We start from the raw sequence: 19,533 nt of genomic DNA on the forward strand, positions 1-19,533 counted from the left end.
GAGCGGGGCACCCACGGGGAGCTGCTGGAGCGGGGTGGGGCTTACCGGAAATTGGTGGAGCTGCAGGAGGTGTAGGCATGCCCGATCGAGTGGCCCTAACGGTTGGCTAATTGGCGGCGGGGGCCTTCTTTTTATTCTTGTTGGGGAAGGGCACTTCGGGGATATCCTTACCCAGGAACTGGCAGAGCGGTTCCCATCCGTCGCCGGTGGTGACATTGAGTACCAGGAGGTCTTCCGGACGGTCCTTGAAGTATTCCATTACTTCGGATTCGTGCCGCAGATAAGCCGCCTTGAATTTCTCCCGGTCGAAGTACTCGCTACCGAACAGCCGACGGCGCAGGCGGGCGGTAATTTTGTTGCTTTCCGAAAAATCGGAGGCGGGATGGAATGCGGGATACTTTTCACAGGAGGCCAACCACCCGTCCATATCCCGTACGGTGTAGATGAATTTGGATCCCGGATATTTTTTGTCTAACTCTTTATACAGGAGCGCTACGGGAGTGTCCGTCAGCGCGTCGTAGTTATCCAGGTATTGCTGCTTGATGTAGATCTTTCCTAAAAAGGACCGGATAAAGGGGAAGTGAAAGGATCGGTAGCCTAGCAGCTCCAGTGCGGAGGAGAGGCTGGTCGTTCCCGTGCGGGATAATCCTATTCCAAATATTTTCATAGTGAGGCTGAATGAAGTATCGGGGGGTTAGGGTTTATTTTAGGTGGTCGGGTAGTTTGATAAGCCGATTGTGGCCGCTGGGTTCGATGGGCGAACCGAAAAGATGGAATAACACCGATCGGCTTACCGGTGTTTGCCGTAATTGGAAACCAAGGCTCCCTTACCGAAGAATGGTACATCTATCCATCCGGCCGTGCAAGGTATCCACTCTCGGTTTATGATGTCTTCGGTACCACCGAGATCAGGTTGGCCGCAAGTAACCCACGGCGCGGATGCTTTCCGATCGGGGGGGGGCGGCAGTGGGTTACGATGCAGGGGTATTGACCCGGTAGGGGACGGCGGCTTCGGTTTCATCCAGGTAGATGATCGCGTCGTAATCATCGGCCAGGTTTACGGGGGAGTACTGGTGGGGGGTAGCTATGGCTCCCACGCCACGGAATCGTCGGTCGGGATATTGGCTGACCGTCGCCCCCGATCGCCGGAGATCCAGGTAAAAGTTAGGTGTTCCCATTTGCGCGAAGTAAAAATCCCAACTGTCCGGTGGAGCCGGCTTCAGATCATCGTGCACCATATTATGGGTGATATAATCTTTGGCCAGGTATTTTCCCTGCCCGGAGGCCAGCCCGACACTGAATACCTTGCCACCGTTACTGCTTCGTTTCAGCCAATCCCCCATTGCCCCGCCAGTCAATCTGGTATGTCCGTTATTGGCCCAGATAACCAGCTTCCGGTTGGGTGATCGATCCTGCAACCAGCGGGCATTGGCCGCCATGCTGCTATCCCGAAAGGACGAGGTCATAGCAGTAGAACGCCAGTACAGGGCATCCCGGATGATCGATGCATACCGGACGTTCCGCTGAAAGGCTTCACCCTGATCGTCGCCTGCGGACAACTCCCGGTGGAGTTTTTCCGCGAGGGGAAGAGCCACTTCCGCCTGATTGATCTGCCGTTGCAGAGAATCTACCAATTCGATGAGCCTGTCGTTCTTCAATTTGCGCAGTTCGGTGTCCAGTACGCCTAGTGCATAGGCATAGTCCTGCATATCGACACCGCGCAGTTGCACCTTTCCGGGTTCGGTGGATGCCAACCATTCAAAGAAGCTCAGGTATTCGGACGTACGGTACATCCAGAATTGCAGGTCCTCTGCGATGCGTTCTTGGAGGGCCGGTTGGTCAAGCCCGCTGTGCAATGCCGAGTTGAATCGATCTACGTCGGGTAAGGAAGCTTCCAGGGCCACGGTGATAAATCCCATTTCCTCGACGAGGTACCTGGTCAGTTGCGTCCGCAACTCGGTAAAGTCCTTCGTACCGTGGGTCGCTTCGCCGAGTAGGACAATATCCGCATCCCCGACGGCCCCGGATAGCCAGTGCGGTTCCTGCTTCCAAGTGTGCGGAGGGCCATCCGGCAGGGGAGTCACGGCGGCCTGCAATTCGGCCAGGTCCGTTGCGGTCACCGCCGGAATGCGCTGCTGAACGGCGGCATGGTAGGGCATGCCGTCTGCTTTCACCTCCCAGTCGTCGAGCCATAGTTCGCCGGCACCCGCGATCCAGAGGCCGAAGTCGAGGATGTTCCCCGGTAAGTCACGCTTTGGAATCGCAATGGTTTGCTTTTCCCAGTTGGTGGCGCGCGTTTGGTCCACCTGGATCAATCGAGGCGGTTGCGCCGCTTCTCCGCCGTGGGCATAGTAATACACCCCGTAGCGAAGTTTCCTGCCCCCATCCGATTTGACCATGAAGGATAATTCTAGACTATCCCGTATCACGTCCGACAGCAACGAATTGAAGCAGACTACCCGCTGGCTGGTATCGGGAAAGGTCGATTGGAAGTACAGAAAGCGGTTGCCTTGATAGGCTACCCCGGCATCGGAAACGTAAGGTTGGTAGCCCGCTTGGGGGACGACAAACCATTCCGCGGGTGTATCCGTACCTGCGTCTTGCTCGTAGCCCAGGTTCAGACTTTGGGACGCCGGCGTGGCCGCGGCCGCGTCCAGGACCTTTTCGCTACAGGCGAAAGTGGTGGTAACTGCTAAGGCAAAACACAGATGGCGTAGCATGGGAGATAGGGTAGGTGGCCTATGAAGGTAAGCTTACAGGATTACGGAAAAAAGGGGAAGGACCAGAAAGACCGAGCGGTTTCCTTCTAGGGAAACTTTTTGAGCCGTAGTTTAGCTAAGGATAAACTCGAGCTATGCGTACCGCTTCCTCTTCGGCCCTTACCGAGCACCTTCATCATTTGGTGACGGAGGAGATCAGAGACTTTTTACAGCGCGAAGGCATCACCCAAACGGAATTAGCCCGCCGGCTGGGTATCAGCAAGGGCCGGGTATCAAAACTCATTAACGCGCCAACGGATACCAAGCTGTCCACCATTGCGCATCTGGCCGATGCCATGGGGAAGGAACCAATGCTGGTCTTTGTCGATCAACGGCGGGAGGCGTACCGGTACCCCGACGGCGGCGGGCGGGTCGACGAGCCGGAAAAATCCTACGGAGATCGCCTTCGGCAGAAAGTCAACTGGGCCGATCTACGGGATTTGCCGGTACTCGAGCAAGCGACGGCCATGAAAGCCGACATCGACTCCCGCCGCCCCTTCAGCCGCAACATGGAAGAACACGTCCTGCAGCAAACCCTGAACATCTGGAACTACAACTCCAATGCGATCGAGGGAAATACGCTGACCTACGGAGAAACGCTAACGCTGCTGCTGTACGGCATCACGGCTAAGGGCAAGCCACTGAAAGATCACCTGGATATCATTGGCCACCGTGACGCGGTAAACGTGATGCTGGATATGGTCAAGGGAGAGCGGCCCCTGCGACAAACGGACGTACGACAGTTCCACCAGATCATGCTGAAGGAGAATTATCCACAACGGGCGATCACCCCGGATGGGTGGGAAGTTTATCGGACCATTCACGTGGGGATCTATAAACGGGAACCGAACCACGTTCGGACTTCCACCGGCAAGATGCACTACTTTGCCGAACCGAATGCTGTAGCCGGATTACTGCGGGACCTATTTGATTGGTACGAAGAGGTGGAACGTGAAGATACCCTACACCCGCTGCTGCGGGCGGCTATTCTGCACCACGAATTCTTAGCCATTCATCCCTTCGATGACGGAAACGGGCGTATCGGGCGTATTGTCATGAATTTTGCCTTGCTCCGTGCAGGGTATCCTGTGGCGATCATTCCGGTGACCAACCGGCTGATGTATTACCGCGCCCTAGCCTCCGCCGATGAAGGAGACTACCTAACTTTAGTAGAATTTATCGGTGCGCGACTTCTTGAAGCACTGGATGTTCAGCTAGCCACTGCCCGCGGCGAAGACATCGGCGGTTCCAAGTGGGATACGCCGGACGATGATCCGCGGTAGCGATCGGTACGCCCTTATTCCCCCGAAGCCAAGTCTTGCAAACGGGCAGCGGCGCGGTCGAAGGCGAACCCCTTTAAGACGTCCGTTAGCTTGGCGCTTATCCGGTCGTTACCCAAATTACCGAGGCTGCCCAGGTGCGTATGCTTTAGGTCCGTAGGCGGCTGGAAGGTACCCGCCTCGATATCCGCTCCTACCCGCTGGTACGCATCCCGGAAAGGGATCCCCTCCAACACCAGGTTGTTGACCGCCTCCACGCTGTAGAGGTAGGTATACCGCGGATCGGTCGGCAGTTCCTGCCCCCGCACCTCCGTCCGCGGGAGGGCATAAAGCGCGATCGCCAGTCCGTCCTCTAATTGATCGAGGGCGGGGAAGATGGCCTCTTTCAGCAATTGGTAATCCCGGTGGTAACCACTGGGCAGGTTGCCGACGAGCTGACTCATCTGGGCCGGAAGGGTCTGGAGGAGGTTGCAACGGCCGCGTAGCAGCTCGAAGACGTCGGGGTTCTTCTTGTGGGGCATGATGCTGGAGCCCGTGGTGAGGTCGTTTGGCAGCTGTAGGAAACCGAAGTTCTGGCTGCTGTAAAGACACACGTCCATGGCCATTTTCCCGATGGTCTGTGCCAGTCCGGCGATGGCGAAGGCTACGGTCAGTTCGGTCTTGCCGCGGCCCATCTGGGCGGCTACGACGTTGACCACCGGCGACTGGAAGCCCAGCAGTTCGGTGGTGCGGTCGCGGTCGAGGGGGAAGCTGCTGCCGTAGCCGGCCGCCGAACCCAGCGGATTCTGGTCGACGGTGTCGTAAGCCGCCTTCCATAGGCGCAGGTCGTCGATCAGTGCTTCCCCGTAGGCGCCGAACCACAAGCCGAAGCTGCTCACCATCGCCACCTGGAGGTGGGTGTAGCCGGGAATGAGTTTCTCCTTGTGCTCCTCGCTGAGGTTGGTCAGGGTACGACTCAGCTCGGCGGTTTGCTCCACGATGCCCCGGATACGATGGCGGAAATAGAGCCGCAGGTCCACCAGTACCTGGTCGTTGCGGCTGCGTCCGGAGTGGATTTTCTTGCCGTCGTCGCCCAACTCCCGCGTCAGCATCAGTTCGACCTGACTGTGGACGTCTTCGATGCCGTCTTCGATGGTGAAATTACCCGAATTAGCCTGGGTGTATAACTCCCGGAGTTTGGCTTGGCACCTGCGCGCCGCCGCCCCGTCGATTAGTCCGACCTCCTCCAGCATGGTGACGTGCGCAATGGAACCGAGGATGTCGAAGGGGGCGAGTTCCAGATCGAGTTCGCGGTCGCGGCCAACGGTAAAGTCGGCGATGCGTTGGTCGAGGGGGTAGTCTTTCTGCCAGAGTTTCGTAGCCATACCGCGAAGATGGGGCAAAGCCGATAAACGCGTCAGCGGTTCCCCCAGTCGTAGCCCTTGCGCAGGAGGACGACGGCTTCGGGACGGAGCTCATCGGGGCCGGACAGCCGGATCGTATGGCGAAACTTCTGCTTGCCCATATGGTCCAGCGTGGATTTGTGCAGCAGGGGCGAGTGGATAACCGAATCGGTGAAGAAGCTCAGTTCCAGCACCTTGGTCATGGGGCGGACGACCATCCACGCCCGCTTATTCGTGAACATGATGGCCTTGCGGGCGGGGGTGATGAGGTTGGGTTCCCAGTCGGCGGTAGCTACGAGTACGTCGTCAAATGCCAGGACAACGTTGTCCGGTTTGCCCGCGAAGATCTCGTCGATGGTCTTCTCGCTACAGTAGTGATGCTGGCCTTCCCGCCGGAAGGGACGCTCGCATTTGGGGCAGGTCCACATGGTCACTCCAACGGCAGCCGGCGCGCCGGGTTCAACCCCTTACGGAAAGCGGGCCAGCCGGCAGAGATAACGCCGAATTTACACTGGAGACACAGGAGAGACCTTCCTTCGCGCCGATGCGCAAGGAAACTCGTTTGACCGCCCAACAGATTGGTATTTCGGTAGCTCCGCCGGAAGAACTCGAGGGCATTTGCCAGGGGCGACGGTACGGCGGGGGGGAATACATTTATCGCCCCGGCGATCACCATACTTCCATTTTTTTCATCCGGGCCGGCACGGTTAAAATCGGCGGCTACGGCCCGGAGGGTAGTGAAGTGGTGTACGACATTGCCGGTCCGGGCGACTTCTTCGGCAACCTAAAGTACCTCGGCAACCGTGGCGGCTTTCAGGAATTCGTGCGGGCCCTGACCCGTTTGGACCTGGCGATCATCGACCTGACCGCCTTCAAGCAGTTAATAGCCACCGAGCCGGCGGTGCACGAGTGGTTTGCACAGTTGATGGTCCGTAGGTGGTCGCGTACCGAGGCCCGGCTGTTTCGCATCGCGGCCCTTAGTCCGCTCGATCGTCTGCGCCACCTGCTGGGGGAGGTAGGAGACACCGGCGGAAACCAGCCGGAGCTCCTTACGCAGTCGGATCTGGCGAGCCTAACCGGCCTTACCCGGCAGACCGTAGCGAAGCTGTTGCGTCAATTGTAAACTCAGGGTTGCCGGTTGATTAAGCCGTCCTTAAGCCCATCGGGCAAGATTATCATTAGGTGAAGGCTCGGATCGATGTTAAAATCGAACACAGGGTGGGGTAGGGGCCGGGCTAGGTTTGTGGCAAATTATTCCACTAGCCATGAGACTCCATCCAAGAATCTTTTTACTTGCACTCGGTTTGATCAGCGTACTGCAGGCTTTCGGGCAGGCGACGAACGCCTCCTTCGTCGGTACGGTGCGTGAGGCGGGCGGGGAAACCCTGATCGGCGCGACCGTTACCATCACCAACACCTCCACCGGATTCACCACCGGCACGCTTACCAACGGGGAAGGTGAGTACGGCATTCAGCAGGTGCCCTTAGGGGGGCCTTACGAGGTGGCCGTTTCGTACGTGGGGTACGGCATCACCAAACGGTCGGGCTACACCATCAACCAGGGCAACACCGTGCGGGTGGATTTCGAGATCGACGCCGCGGTGAACGACCTGGACCTGGTGGTCGTATCCGGCAGCGACCTGAGAAACCGGATCAACCAGATCGGTTCGACCACCGAGATATCCTCCCAGCAGATCCGGAACCTGCCCACTGAGGGCCGCAACTTCACGCGGCTGACGAGCCTGTCACCGCTGCAGGGCGGGGGTGAGATCAACCTGGGCGGCATGCGGCGTACCTCCACGAACGTAACGATCGACGGAGTGAACGCCCGCAACCAGTTGACCGCCGGCGAGATCGGACAGGGCCCCTACACGATCAGCCAGGAAGCCGTACGGGAATTCGAGGTTTCGACCAACGACTACGACGTGACCCAGGGCCGGCAGGGCGGCGGGTCCATCAGCGCCACCACCAAGTCGGGAACGAACGAACTCTCGGGCAGTGCATTCTTCTTCCACCGCAACGACGCGCTCCAGAGCTCCTACGATATTCGCGGCAACGACCGCCAGGCCGACTTCTACAACTCCCAGTTCGGGGTCAGCCTGGGCGGGCCGCTGATCAAGGACAAACTGCTCTTCTTTACGGTCTTTGAGCGCCAGGAGGCCGGGGAGCCGGAGTTCATCGCCGATTTGCAAACCGAGGACGACGAGAACCGCATCGGCATCACCCGGGAAAACCTCGACCGCTTTCAGGACATTGCCCGCCGACTGTACGGCGTAAGCGATGCCCGTCAGGTGGGGCAGTTCGACCGCACGACTACCGCCAATACCTGGTTTGCCCGTCTGGACTGGCAGGTCAACGACCGCCACACCCTGACGCTGCGCAACAACTGGAACAAGTGGGACAATCCCTTCAGCGTTTCCGACAACAGCAGCATCAATCTTGCCGAAACCTGGGGTGATTTTTCCTCTATGGAGAACAGCACCCTGCTCAGTCTGCGTAGCGCCTTCACGCCCACGCTGCTGAACGAGCTGAAAGTGCAGTACCAGTACGCCGAGCGGGCGTATGCGCCGAACCCCGCGCTCCCCTTCCGTAACATTCCCCGGGCAATAGTCGACGTGACCTCGGTACTTCCCAACGGATCGGAGCGGACACTCACCGCCCAGATCGGCGGACAGCGCTATTCCCCGGAGACCAACGAGGAGAACATGGTGCAGCTCACCAACACCACCTACCTCAGCGCCGGCCGGTTCAACTTTACGTTCGGCACCGATAACCTGATCACCCGATTGGAAACCCTGCTCTCCAACGAGCAGAACGGGCGCTTCTTCTTCAACTCCCTGGAGGATTTCGAAAACCTCGACCCTTCCCGCTACGCCCGGGAAGTGCCCCTGCAGGGCTTGCCGCTGGTGGAGCAGACCGTATATGACCTGAGCCTGTTCGGTCAGGTGCAGTTCGAGCCGTTACCGAACCTCAGTACCACCTTCGGGGTGCGTTGGGACGCTACCGTATTTTCGGATGCCGCCGACTTCAATTCCGTGGTGTTCGAGGACCTGGGCATCCGCACGGACAATAAACCCTCCGACTGGGACAACGTCCAGCCCCGCCTGCAGCTTACCTACAACCTGGAGGGACGCAGTACGGACATCTTCCGCCTCGGCGGTGGCGTGTTCAGTTCGCAGCCCCATTACTACGCCCAGGTTAACAACATTCAGAACAGCGGCGTGCTGCTCGGCGCCATCGACGTAACGGGCGACGACGTACCCCGCCCCAACTTTCCGGGCTACCGGGAAGATCCCGCTTCCGTACCCGGGGTGCCGGCCGGCCAGGTGCCGTTCTCGACCATCAACGCCGTCAGCAACGATTTTGAGGTGCCCACCACCTTCAAGGGCAACTTCAACTACACCCACCTCTTCGGCAACCGCTACAGCCTGGGCGTGAACGTACTGGTGAGCCGCACCATCAACAACTACACCTACCAGGAAGCCAACCTGGCCCTCGAGCCCTACTTCACCTCGAGCAGCGACGGCCGCCCCGTCTTCGTCCCCGCCGAAACGATCGGTGCGGACGGCTCCACCGACTGGACCGATAGCCGCATTTCCGACCGGATCGGTCGTACCCTGCTGCTGACCTCCGATGGCGAGCTCAACCAGGCGGCCCTGATCTTCGAAGGCACCGCTCGCATCGGCGAAGATGGCTACCTCAACGCCGCCTTCACCTTCAACCGCACCCGCGACAACAGCAGCTACAACTGCTGCGTGGCGAATACGTCCACCTTCCTACCGGTCACCGGCGACCCCCGCGACCTCAATTACGGTATCTCGGACAACAATTTCGACCATAAACTGGTGGTCAACGGCGCCACCCCGACCTGGAAGGGCTTCAATCTGGGCTTCACGGTGATCGGCTCCGGCGGGTCTCCCTACGGCTTCACGGTGAACAGCAACCGGAGTGCCAACGGCGACTTCAACTTGCGCAATGACGCGGCGTACATCTACGATCCCAATGACCCGGCCACTCCGGAAAACATCCGGGAGGCGTACCAGGAAATCCTGGAAAACCCCGAAGTGCCCGACCACTATAAGGAATACCTGCAGCAGAGCTTCGGCGGTTTCGCGGCGCGCAACGGCGGCAAATCGCCCTTCCGGGCCACCGTCGACCTGCGGGCGGCTTACGCACTCACGCTACCGGGACTGCCCCACGGACTGGAGCTTACCGCCGACGTCTTCAACTTCGCGAACCTACTCAACCGCGAGTGGGGCGTAACCAACGATTACGGACGCGAGAACCGACTGATGCGCATCACCGGCTTCGATCCGCTTACCCAGGGGTATACCTACAGCGTCAATTCCGGCGTGGCCGCCGAACCCGTCAACGGTACGCCCTGGCGCCTCCAGCTCGGTATCCGCTACACGTTCAACCGCTAAGTCCGCCGCCGGTACCTACCTTTTTCAGTTGTTCTTTTTTCAATGCTGTCCTCTCATGAGCCCGCCGCCGCATTCTCCCGAGGGGAAATGCGCGGCGGGGGCAGCCTTCCGCGGGTACGCGCCCTCGATTTTCGCTCGATTCAGCACCCGCCGGAGGAATATCGGGGCCGGGGCGCCGGCTACCCCCAACAATCAGTAGCTCCGCTGCAACGACCGCTGCACCTCGTAGAAGCTGTAGCTTAGCGTGAGCAAACCGATAAGCGATAGGGCGCGGATGAGCGGCCAGTCGAGGTAGTGGGTTCCGGAGCGGATTTCAGCGCCATGCAACAGCAAGTAAACCGTAGTGGCGGAGAGGAGAATGCCACCGATGGCCTGCAGGGCCGTGCGGGTGGGGGAGGGGGTAGGACCGTTCATTTTTGTAGAGAGACTAAGTGAAAAAGCAACCGGGCGTTAAAATTTCAGACAAAGCAATTTTACAACGCCGCCGGCGCTGGAAAAAGTCTGAACGATCCGATTTGCTGTCGCGGCCGCGTCAACGGCGGTTTCCGAAGGCAGCGCTGCCCCGCTTTTCGAAGGTGGGCTGCTCGGGGCGCTCCACGGGTTGCTCCTCTAGCATCTTCATCACCTCCTCGATGGCACGTTGCAATTGCGGGTCGCGGCCTTCGATGACGGCGGCCGGCAATTGCTCCACCTCGATATCCGGTGCCACGCCCTCGTTTTCCACGCGGTAGCCGTCCGCGTCCCAGAAGGCTACGTTGGGTGCGGTGACGGAGCCGCCGTCGATGAATTCGGGGTAGCCCAGTACGCCGACGAGTCCGCCCCACGTTCGCTTACCGATGATCGGTCCCAACTCGTTCTGCCGCCAGAGGTAGGGAAAGAGATCGCCCCCCGAGCCGGCGGTCTCGTCGATCAGTAACACCTTCGGGCCCTGGATCGAAGCGATCGGCGCGTGCTGAATCTGGCCGTAGCGGTAGGTCCAGCTGTTCTGGTAAGGCCGCATCAGCAGTTCGATGTAGTAATCGGCGATCTGCCCGCCGCCGTTGAAGCGCTCGTCCACGATCACGGCCTCCTTGTTGACCTGCGGGAAGAAGTAGCGCTTGAAGTATTCGAAGCCGCCGTAGCCGGTATTTGGTACGTACACGTAGGCTACCCGTCCGTCCGTCGCCTCATTGACTTTTTGCAGATTCCCTTCTACCCAGTCGCGGTTACGCAGGCTGTATTCCTGCTCCACGGGGGTGACGGTCACGATCCGGGAATCGGAGCCGTCGGCGTTCGGGCCTACGCGCAGGTCGACGTTCCGCCCGGCGGTCCGTTCGAAGAAGCGGTACAGGTTGTCCTCGGCGGTAATCTCCTGCCCGTCGACGGCCAGCAGGTAATCTCCCGCTGCGACGTTGACACCCGGGGCCACGAGCGGGGCTTCAAGGTCCTGGTTCCAGTTCAGCCCGCCGTAGATCCGCGCGAAACGGTAGCGGCCGTTGGCGATCTCGTAATCCGCACCCAGCAGGCCGCCGGGTACGGTCTCCCGGTCCTCCAGCGGGGTGCCGGTGCCGCCGAAGCGGTGGTGGCCGACGCCGAGTTCGCTGCCCATCCACCGCATCACGCGGTAGAGTTGGTCGCTGGACTTAACGTCCGCGAGGAAGGGTTCGTACTTCTCTTTCATCGCGTCCCAGTCCACGCCGTGCATATTGGGGTCGTAGAAGTAGTCCCGGTTCACCCGCCACATCTCGGCGAAGATATTCCGCCATTCCGCCCGCGGATCGATCCGTACGCTGAGGTTGTAGCTGTCGGCGGATTTCAGGTCCTCGGCCTTGGGTTCGCCCAGGTCGGTAATGCCGTAGCGGTCGCCGTGGTACACCAGCAGCTTTTCTCCGTCACCCGTCACCTCGAAGCCCGCCACGTCGATCAGGTCTTTTACCTCCCGGTCTTCGAGGGAAAAGCGGTGCATCTGGGAGCCGGCGTCCGTTTGTCCGATAAAGAGCAACTCGCCCTCCTTCGCGCTTGCCAGATGGTGGTAGTTCCCGTTCGGCACGGGCAGGTGGACGACCCGGTTGGCCAGGCCCTCGAAGTCGATCTGGAAGGCTACGGGTTCGTCTTCATCCTCTTCTTCATCCTCCTCCTCATCTGCTTCCCCATCCTCATCTTCCGCTTCGTCGTCGGAGGCAATTTCCTCCCGGTCGTTGCGGCGCAGGAGCGGATTGGTGGTTTCCTGCTGCAGGGTCATCAGGTAGAGGTCGTTGGTCGACCGCATGTCGTTGCTCGACTGCTGGAACCAGTTGACGACCGGGCCGGCGTCGGTGGAAACGGCCAGGTACAGGTATTTGCCGCTGGGGTCGAAGGTGGGCTCGGTGGCGTTGGCCAGTCCGTCGGTTACCGGGGTGGAGGTGCTGCTTTCGGTATCGTAGATGTAGGCCCGTTCGAAGTTGGTGGTGGTGGTCTTCGTGTAGGCGAGGTAGCGGCCGTTCGGGCCCCAGGAGCCGAACAGGTCGCGGTAGGCGCCGGGGGAGTAGTTGTCGTCCTGGTCCACCTGCCGCACAGTGCCGGAAGCGACGTCGAGCACGTAGAGGTTGCGGCCGTTATCCACGAAGGCCAGTTGCTTACTATCGGGCGACCAGTGCGGGTAGGCGTAGAAGCCCGTGCCCTCCAGCGCGATCTCCCGCACCTCATTTTGGGCGACGGAGCGCAGGTGCAAAGCATGTTCTCCGGAGGCGTCGCTGAAGTACGCTACGGTTTTCCCGTCGGGCGACCAGGCCGGGTAGCTTTCGTGGACGCCGGGTGTTTGCGTCAGGTTGTCCACGTCTCCGTATTCGTAAGGGGCCGTAAGGATATCGCCACGGTAGTCGAAAATCAGCCGGGTTCCCGAGGGGGAAACGCCCACCGTGCGGACGTGCTCCGACCCCGACACGTAGCGGGGACGCACGTCCAGGATATCCGCGTTGACCGTCACCTCCAATTGCCGGGTTTCTCCGCTGGCGTAATCCAGGATGTGCAAGTATCCGGCCTGCTCGAAGACGATCCCGTCGGGACCGGCCTGCGGATCGAAGACCGGGAAATCGTCGAAGGCGGTCAACGCTTCCACTTCCCCGGTGGCCGGGTCGAATACGTAGAGGTTGTACTCGCCGGCCCGGTCGCTGCGGAAGTAGACCTTTCCGTCGTGCCACTGCGGGGCCATATCGTTGCTGCCGTCTTCCGGCCGGGGGATTTCGGTAATGGAATTATCGGTCGTATCGAAGATCCAGATGCGGGAAACCGTTCCCCCACGGTAGCCTTTCCACATGGCGGAGGCGTCGTAGTTGGGGCTGTAGGCGACGTAGCGGCCGTCGGCGGAATAGGCACCGGAGAACGCGGTGGGGATCGGCAGTTGATCTACCTGCCCCCCGTCGAGGCCGATGGTAAATAATTGATTGAAGCGATTCGTAAATACCTTCCGCTGGGAGGTAAAGAGCACGCGGTTGCCGTCGGGCGTAAAGCCCTGTACCTGGTCGTCGTAGGGGTGCCAGGTCAGTCGCTCGGGGATTCCGCCTTCGGTGGGGACGGTATACACGTCCACGTTCCCGTCGTAGGAGCCGGAGAAGGCTATGATCGATCCGTCCGGACTGAAAACCGGATTGGACTCCGTTCCCTCCGCGATCGTCAGCCGGCGTACGTTGCCCCGATAGCCATCGCCGTCGCGGTCGGCAATCCATAAATCGCCGGCGTAGGCGAAGGCAAGGTGGTCGGCACTAATGGCGGGATCGCTCAGCAAGCGGGTCTGGGCGGAAAGACAAAGGGTGAAGAGCAAACTAAATAATAACGAAAGGCTTCGGAACATCGGCATACGAGAGCTATTTGCAGGAACTACCAAAGTACGATGCCTACTGGAAAAGGTTGCATGGTTTAGATCGGCTGCGCACCCGCGCCCCGGCGCCATTGTTTAGCTCATGGGTGGGTCATGGATTTCTATCTCTGTCGCGCTGGTGCGAACCCAAGAGGTCCGCTAGCTGTCCCTACCTACACCCGCGATTGAGAACGGACCACCCACAACCAACTCCCATGACCATAGACGACAACGCGATAGTAACCCTGACCTACGAAGTGCGCGACGGCGGACCCTCCGGCGCCCTGCTGGAACGCATGGACGTCAATTACCCCTTCAAATTCATGTTCGGCACCGGCCGGATGCTGCCCGCCTGGGAACGTCGGCTGTTCGGACTCAAGAGCGGCATGGGCTTCAGCTTCCTGCTCGGCCCCGACGATGCCTACGGTCAGCGTAGCGAGGACCACGTGCTGAAGGCACCGATCCACATCTTTCAAAACGAACGCGAACAGATCGAACCCGGTCTGCTGGAAAAAGGGCAGTACATTACCCTGACCGACGCCAACGGCAAGGATGTAAATGCCAAGATCATTGACTGGACCGACGAGCAGGTTACCCTGGACGCTAATCACGCCCTGGCGGGCAAGACGCTGTTCTTTTCCGGGGCGGTGCTGGACGTGCGGGAGGCTTCCGTGGATGAGCTGGTGCGGAAGCAGTTTATCGGGGAGGATGGGGTGCGGAAGTAGGGAGGCGCGCTGCTGGCGCAGCTTTGTAAGGCGCAGGTCTTTGCTGCTGGCGCAGCTGTTTCAAGTTTGACATCTCGCTGCTGGCGCAGCTCTATAGGAGGGGAGTTTCGCTGCTGGCGCAGCTCAAGGGGGAAGCTCAACACGGATTTCGCGGATTTAGGGCACAGATTCAACACGGATTTTTTCTAACTGCTGACGCAGCTTAGGACAGCGCGAAGCAGGCCTGTAGGTGAGTGCTTGCTCTCCGTGTGGCATTATCTGCAAAAAGCTTAACACCACTCTCACCTCAATAGAGTGAGCGGTGAGAATTTTGCGGAATGAGTTTAGATGATATTACCTATTCCATCCGGGGGGCTGCATTTAAGGTGCATAGGGAACTTGGGCCGGGCTTGTTGGAGTCTGCGTACGAGAATTGCTTATGCTATGAAATGCGGCAGATGGGCTTGCGGGTGGATCAGCAGGCAGGATTGCCCTTGACTTATTACGGTATTCGTCTTGAGGTGGGGTATCGAATCGACCTTTTGGTAGAAGACCAGGTGCTACTCGAACTGAAAGCGATAGAAAAGCTGGATAGCGTCCACACCGCCCAAATGCTGACCTACCTGCGCCTGTCCGGCAAGAAGCTGGGTATGCTGATAAATTTCAATACCCAAAATCTACAGCACGGGATAAAGCGCTTTGTGATGTGACACCCGCATCGCATCACAGGCATATAGTTTTCTTATTTCCCTATTCACTCAAAGGGCACATCCGCCCCGTGTACCGCTGCGCCAGCAGCGATAATCCTTCAAAAATCCGTGTAGAATCCGTGCCCAAAATCTGTGGCCATCCGTGTTTAGATAACCACATCAAGCTGCGCAGCAGCAAGAGAAATACTAAGCCTATCCCATCCTCCTCCCAAGCTGCGCAGCAGCGAGAATCTTATCCCTACTTCCGAGCTGCGTAAGCAGCGAAGAAACTAGGAACCACTTCAATCCCCTTATAAAAGTTCCAAAGCCCGAAGTGCTCGTTAGGCGAGTGCAGCCCATCCGTATCGAAGCCGAAGCCCATCAGAATGGTCTCGATGCCCAGCACCTCCTTAAATTTGGACACGATGGGGATGGACCCGCCCTCATACATCGGCACGGGTTCCTTCCCGAAGGCCGCTTTGACGGCCTCGGCCGCGGCCCGGTATTCGTCGGTATCGGTGGGCGTCACGTAGGGCTGCCCGCCGTGGTGGGGGTGTACCTCCACCTTGACCGTGTCGGGGGCGATGCTTTTGAAGTGCTCCGTGAAGAGCTTGGTGATCTTTTTATAATCCTGATTGGAAACGAGCCGCATGCTGATCTTGGCGTTGGCCACGGCGGGGATGACCGTTTTAGAACCCTCGCCGGTGAAGCCGCCCCAGATGCCGTTCACGTCCAGGGTAGGCAGGATGCCGGTGCGCTCGTAGGTGGTGTAGCCGGTTTCGCCCTCGAGACCGAAGACGCCGGGGCTGTCCATGTACTCCTGCTCGTCAAAGGGGGCGTCGCGCATCAGCTGGCGGTCGCGGTCGCTGGGGAATTCCACGTCGTCGTAGAAGCCGGGGATGGTGATGTGCTTGTTCTCGTCCTTGAGGCTGGCGATCATGTCGCAGAGCACGTTGATCGGGTTGGCCACCGCGCCACCAAAGAGTCCGGAGTGCATGTCGGCCCGGGCGCTGCGCACCTTCACGTCCAGGTAGGTCAGGCCGCGCAGGCCTACGGTGATGCTGGGGGCGTCCTTGCTGAGCATGCTGGTGTCGGACACCAGGATCACGTCGGCCGCCAGCATATCCTTATACTCACTGATGAAGGGCACCAGGTTCGGACTGCCGATCTCCTCCTCGCCCTCGATCATGAATTTGACGTTGCAGGGCAGGCTGTCCGTCTGGATCATGGCCTCCACCGCTTTGACGTGGATGAACATCTGGCCTTTATCGTCGGTGGCGCCGCGGGCGAAGAGCGCGCCTTCGGGGTGGTGCGGTGTTTTCTTAACCGTCGGCTCGAAGGGCGGGGTTTCCCACTCGTCGAGCGGGTCGGCGGGCTGCACGTCGTAGTGGCCGTAGATCAGGACGGTAGGCAAGGACGCATCGATGATCTTCTCGCCGTACACGATCGGGTGGCCGTCGGTGGGGTAGAGCTCGGCCTTGTCGAGTCCGGCGCGCACCAGGTATTCCTGCACGTTGGCGGCGCAACGCCGGGTGTCTTCCTTATGCTCGGAGGCGGTGCTGATGCTGGGAATGCGGATCAGCGCTTTGAGTTCTTCTAAAAAGCGGTCGCGGTGCTGGTCGATGTATTCCTGGGTGGTCATGCGCTTCGGTTTTAGTTGGCTAACGCGCACGCCGCCCCAAGGTTAGGGCGCCGGGGCGCGGGTGCAATGATAATTCGGAAAGCCGAACATGGCGGGACGGGTGCCGGGTTATACCAGCAAACGCTATACTATGCAACTACGCAGTTATACCCCCTTGCTTTCTTTACTAGCCGTATTGTTGACTGCCTGCGGGGAGGACGTATCCGCCGGGGAAGCGGTCGGTGCCGGTATTGGTATCTGGGCCATCGGTAGCATCCTGGCGTTCATCCTCGTCGTGTGGGCCGTAATCGATTTGATCAAAAAGCCCTATCCCATGGAGAAAAAGCTGATCTGGGGGGTGGTGATTCTGGTCATTCCCTTCCTGGGCGCCATCCTGTACTTTTTACTGGGCCGGAACAAGCAGACGGTGATTTAGGGTGAAGCTCCGGGACCCGGGGCCTCTACAAATACATATCCAGCAGCTCGGTGAGCCGCTCTTCGGAGATGCCCCGCTCCAGAATACCCCCGTGCGCGAAACTGATCTTACCCGTTTCCTCCGAAACTACGAAACAGGCTACGTCGATTTTCTCCGTGACGCCTACGGCCGCGCGGTGCCGCAGCCCTACCGCCGCGGGCAGGTCGGAGTTTTCTGACACGGGTAAGATGGCACTGGCCTTCACGATCCGTCGGTTCGAGATGAGCACCGCCCCGTCGTGGAGGGGGCTTTCCTTATGGAATATGCTCACCAGCAGCCCGTAGCTTATGTCAGCGTCGATCTCCGTACCTCCCGTGATAACGGTGTCCGGGTCAGCGTCCTGCGTACACACGATGAGCGCACCCGTGCGCTGCCGGGCCATGCGCAGGAAGGCTCGGCGCACGATGGCGGTCTGGGGGGCATGTTCCCGATCAAATTCTTCGCGGCCGAGTAGGCGGTTCCAGAAGCTGTCCCGCTGCTTGATGGTGCCGCTACCCAGTAGGAGCAGGAAGCGCCGCACCTCCGGCTGAAAGATGATGATGAGGCTGATGAATCCGACCTGAATGAACTGGTTGAGGATGTTGCTCAGCAGGTCCATGCCCAGCGCCGTGAAGGCCTGATAGCTGAAAAAGAGGGCTACAATCCCGACAAAGATGTTCAGGGCGATGCTTCCCTTCAGCAATCGGTACAGCCAGTAGATGAGGTAACCGACGACCAGTACGTCGAAGATGTCCCAAATATCTACGGGGAGGAATCCGATCTGAAAGAGAAAGGGAAGGGGCATGCCTTGGCGCTACTGGATCGTGTCGGATGCCGCGTTCAGCCGCTCCAGTACCAGGTTAGTGATGTCGTAGGCGTCGTTCGTAACGAGTACCGCCGAGTTTTGCCCCTGATTGAGGATAAAATCGTAACCGTTTTCTTCCTGCAGTTCTTCCAGCACCGCCTGGACCCGCTCGCTGAAGTTTTGCTGGATCCGCATCTGGTCTTCCTGGATACTATTGAGGGCCAGGTCGCGCTGCTGCATGATTTCCTGCTCCTTGCGGGCGATGCGCTGCTGCTCGGCCTGGACTTTATTCGGAGCCAGCAGCCCCTGCTGCATTTGATTCTGCAGGCCCTTTACTTCCGTCTCCAACGCTTGTACCCGGCCGGCGTGGCTCTGTTGCGCTTTTAGGAAATTGGCCTCGAGGCGTTGCAGCTCGGTAGCCACGGCGGTATAACCGGCTTGCAGGCTATCGACCTTCACGAAGACGATATCGAGGCCGGAGGTCGCGCGGGCGGGTGCTTCCGCTGCCTGACTAGCGGGGGCTGTTTCTCCGGTGGTACCCTCGCAGCCAAAAAAGGTGAAGCAGAGCAGAACTAATGCGCTCAGGGGTAGTATTCTTGCAAAGTCGGTCATTAACACTGAGTTTATCGGAGGTCCGGCCCGCTATCGGGCGGCTACTCTCCTTAGATACCCCGCAAAAGTACAGTTTCAATATGGGACGCGACCGCCTCTTCATTCTCCTGGCATTCTTCGTTACCTACATCGTTTGGGGCGCCACGTACCTGGCCAACTACTGGGCCATCGGCTCCATCCCCGTTTTCGGTATGGGGGGTACCCGTTTCCTGGCGGCCGGCCTGCTCCTTTACGCCTTTACCCTGTTGCGGGGCGACCGTTCCCTTCCCACCCCGCGGCAGGCGGTCAATAGCTCCGTCATTGGCGTTTTGCTCCTGAGTGTGGGTACGGGAGCCGTGGTGTGGGCCCAGCAGTACATTCCCACGAGTACCACCTCCCTGATCATCGCCTTTGAGCCCCTGGTGGTCATGCTGATGATGTGGGGTGCCCTCTCCAGCCGTCCGCCCCTCAAAGCGTTTTTTGGGGCATTCGTGAGCATCTGTGGTATGATGTTGTTGATTACCCAGCCCATTGCCCTGGGGGGCGGGGGAGATAGCCTGAAGGGATTGTTGGGGATCACCACGGGTATGGTTTGCTGGGGAGCCGGCATGCTGCTCCGGCAGCGGCTTGACCTGGGAGAAAACCGGATGCGGGCCACCGCCATGCAAATGATCAGCGCGGGGGTCATCTTACTCGTTTTCAGCCTGGCGATCGACGAATGGGCCGGATGGTCCTGGCAGGAGCTGACGACGCGGTCCGCATACGCTTGGTTGTTTCTGGTGTTCTTCGGATCGATCCTCGCGTTTTCAGCCTTCAACTACCTGCTCGGCCAAGTCAGTGCCGATAAGGTTTCCACCAATACCTACGTGAATCCGGTGGTGGCCGTACTGCTCGGTGGCATGTTGAACGGAGAAGTGATCACCGTCCAATCGATGGTGGCGGGGGCGGTCCTACTGGGTGGGGTGTACTTCATCAACTCGGCCACGGCGTAGGTCGCTGGTCCGCCGAGC

General features: G+C 59.4%; 16 protein-coding genes. 7 read left to right on the forward strand and 9 right to left on the reverse strand.

All coding sequences use genetic code 11. The annotated features are described in order from the left end of the window. Window positions 1–106 precede the first annotated feature (106 nt). Window positions 107–667: a sulfotransferase family protein gene (locus CLV84_RS12330; RefSeq protein ID WP_104420094.1), complete on the reverse strand. Its 561-nt coding sequence runs from the start codon at window positions 665–667 to the stop codon at window positions 107–109. A 304-nt stretch (window positions 668–971) separates the two neighbouring features. Next, on the reverse strand, window positions 972–2,720 hold the full coding sequence (locus CLV84_RS12335) for an erythromycin esterase family protein (protein ID WP_104420095.1): 1,749 nt from the start codon (window positions 2,718–2,720) through the stop codon (window positions 972–974). A 134-nt stretch (window positions 2,721–2,854) separates the two neighbouring features. Here CLV84_RS12335 and CLV84_RS12340 point away from each other — a divergent pair, with 134 nt between their 5' ends. Further along, window positions 2,855–4,042 (forward strand): Fic family protein, encoded by a 1,188-nt coding sequence (locus CLV84_RS12340; RefSeq protein WP_104420096.1) that lies wholly within the window; start codon window positions 2,855–2,857, stop codon window positions 4,040–4,042. 14 nt (window positions 4,043–4,056) lie between these two features. On the opposite strand, the gene argH is transcribed toward CLV84_RS12340, so the two are convergent. Then, entirely contained in the window at window positions 4,057–5,403 is a 1,347-nt protein-coding gene (gene argH, locus CLV84_RS12345) for an argininosuccinate lyase (protein WP_104420097.1), read from the reverse strand. A 32-nt stretch (window positions 5,404–5,435) separates the two neighbouring features. Next, complete coding sequence (locus CLV84_RS21850; protein ID WP_170067685.1) at window positions 5,436–5,849, reverse strand: DUF5655 domain-containing protein; 414 nt, start codon at window positions 5,847–5,849, stop codon at window positions 5,436–5,438. A gap of 116 nt (window positions 5,850–5,965) precedes the next feature. Between CLV84_RS21850 and CLV84_RS12355 the strand changes: the two genes are divergently transcribed. Together CLV84_RS12355 and CLV84_RS12360 are read left to right on the forward strand one after the other, a co-directional pair. Further along, window positions 5,966–6,544 carry a Crp/Fnr family transcriptional regulator gene (locus CLV84_RS12355; protein ID WP_170067686.1) on the forward strand — a complete coding sequence of 193 codons (579 nt, stop codon included), beginning with the start codon at window positions 5,966–5,968 and terminating at the stop codon, window positions 6,542–6,544. Between the two features lie 142 nt (window positions 6,545–6,686). After that, a complete protein-coding gene (locus CLV84_RS12360; RefSeq protein WP_104420100.1) occupies window positions 6,687–9,845 on the forward strand; it encodes a TonB-dependent receptor in 3,159 nt (1,052 codons plus the stop codon). Window positions 9,846–10,037: 192 nt separating this feature from the next. Here the strand turns inward: CLV84_RS12360 and CLV84_RS12365 are convergent, their stop codons facing one another. After that, entirely contained in the window at window positions 10,038–10,259 is a 222-nt protein-coding gene (locus tag CLV84_RS12365) for a hypothetical protein (protein WP_104420101.1), read from the reverse strand. Between the two features lie 118 nt (window positions 10,260–10,377). Next, the gene (locus tag CLV84_RS12370; RefSeq protein WP_245911496.1) at window positions 10,378–13,659 is read right to left on the reverse strand and encodes a S41 family peptidase; all 3,282 of its coding nucleotides are present in this window, start codon (window positions 13,657–13,659) and stop codon (window positions 10,378–10,380) included. 215 nt (window positions 13,660–13,874) lie between these two features. On the opposite strand from CLV84_RS12370, the gene CLV84_RS12375 reads away from it, so the two are divergent. Together CLV84_RS12375 and CLV84_RS12380 are read left to right on the forward strand one after the other, a co-directional pair. Further along, the gene (locus CLV84_RS12375; protein WP_104420102.1) at window positions 13,875–14,384 is read left to right on the forward strand and encodes an FKBP-type peptidyl-prolyl cis-trans isomerase; all 510 of its coding nucleotides are present in this window, start codon (window positions 13,875–13,877) and stop codon (window positions 14,382–14,384) included. Window positions 14,385–14,701: 317 nt separating this feature from the next. Next, the gene (locus CLV84_RS12380; RefSeq protein WP_104420103.1) at window positions 14,702–15,073 is read left to right on the forward strand and encodes a GxxExxY protein; all 372 of its coding nucleotides are present in this window, start codon (window positions 14,702–14,704) and stop codon (window positions 15,071–15,073) included. Between the two features lie 238 nt (window positions 15,074–15,311). Here CLV84_RS12380 and CLV84_RS12385 read toward each other — a convergent pair whose 3' ends face one another. Then, a complete protein-coding gene (locus tag CLV84_RS12385; RefSeq protein ID WP_104420104.1) occupies window positions 15,312–16,694 on the reverse strand; it encodes a dipeptidase in 1,383 nt (460 codons plus the stop codon). 130 nt (window positions 16,695–16,824) lie between these two features. On the opposite strand from CLV84_RS12385, the gene CLV84_RS12390 reads away from it, so the two are divergent. Next, complete coding sequence (locus CLV84_RS12390) at window positions 16,825–17,109, forward strand: PLD nuclease N-terminal domain-containing protein (protein ID WP_104421177.1); 285 nt, start codon at window positions 16,825–16,827, stop codon at window positions 17,107–17,109. Window positions 17,110–17,134: 25 nt separating this feature from the next. On the opposite strand, the gene cdaA is transcribed toward CLV84_RS12390, so the two are convergent. Together cdaA and CLV84_RS12400 are read right to left on the reverse strand one after the other, a co-directional pair. Continuing rightward, a complete protein-coding gene (gene cdaA / locus CLV84_RS12395; RefSeq protein WP_104420105.1) occupies window positions 17,135–17,932 on the reverse strand; it encodes a diadenylate cyclase CdaA in 798 nt (265 codons plus the stop codon). Between the two features lie 9 nt (window positions 17,933–17,941). Beyond that, on the reverse strand, window positions 17,942–18,544 hold the full coding sequence (locus CLV84_RS12400) for an OmpH family outer membrane protein (protein WP_104420106.1): 603 nt from the start codon (window positions 18,542–18,544) through the stop codon (window positions 17,942–17,944). An 80-nt stretch (window positions 18,545–18,624) separates the two neighbouring features. Between CLV84_RS12400 and CLV84_RS12405 the strand changes: the two genes are divergently transcribed. Beyond that, on the forward strand, window positions 18,625–19,515 hold the full coding sequence (locus tag CLV84_RS12405; protein ID WP_170067687.1) for an EamA family transporter: 891 nt from the start codon (window positions 18,625–18,627) through the stop codon (window positions 19,513–19,515). Window positions 19,516–19,533 lie beyond the last annotated feature (18 nt).

Origin of the sequence: Neolewinella xylanilytica, from assembly GCF_002934605.1 — a bacterium.
GTDB classification, from domain to species: domain Bacteria; phylum Bacteroidota; class Bacteroidia; order Chitinophagales; family Saprospiraceae; genus Neolewinella; species Neolewinella xylanilytica.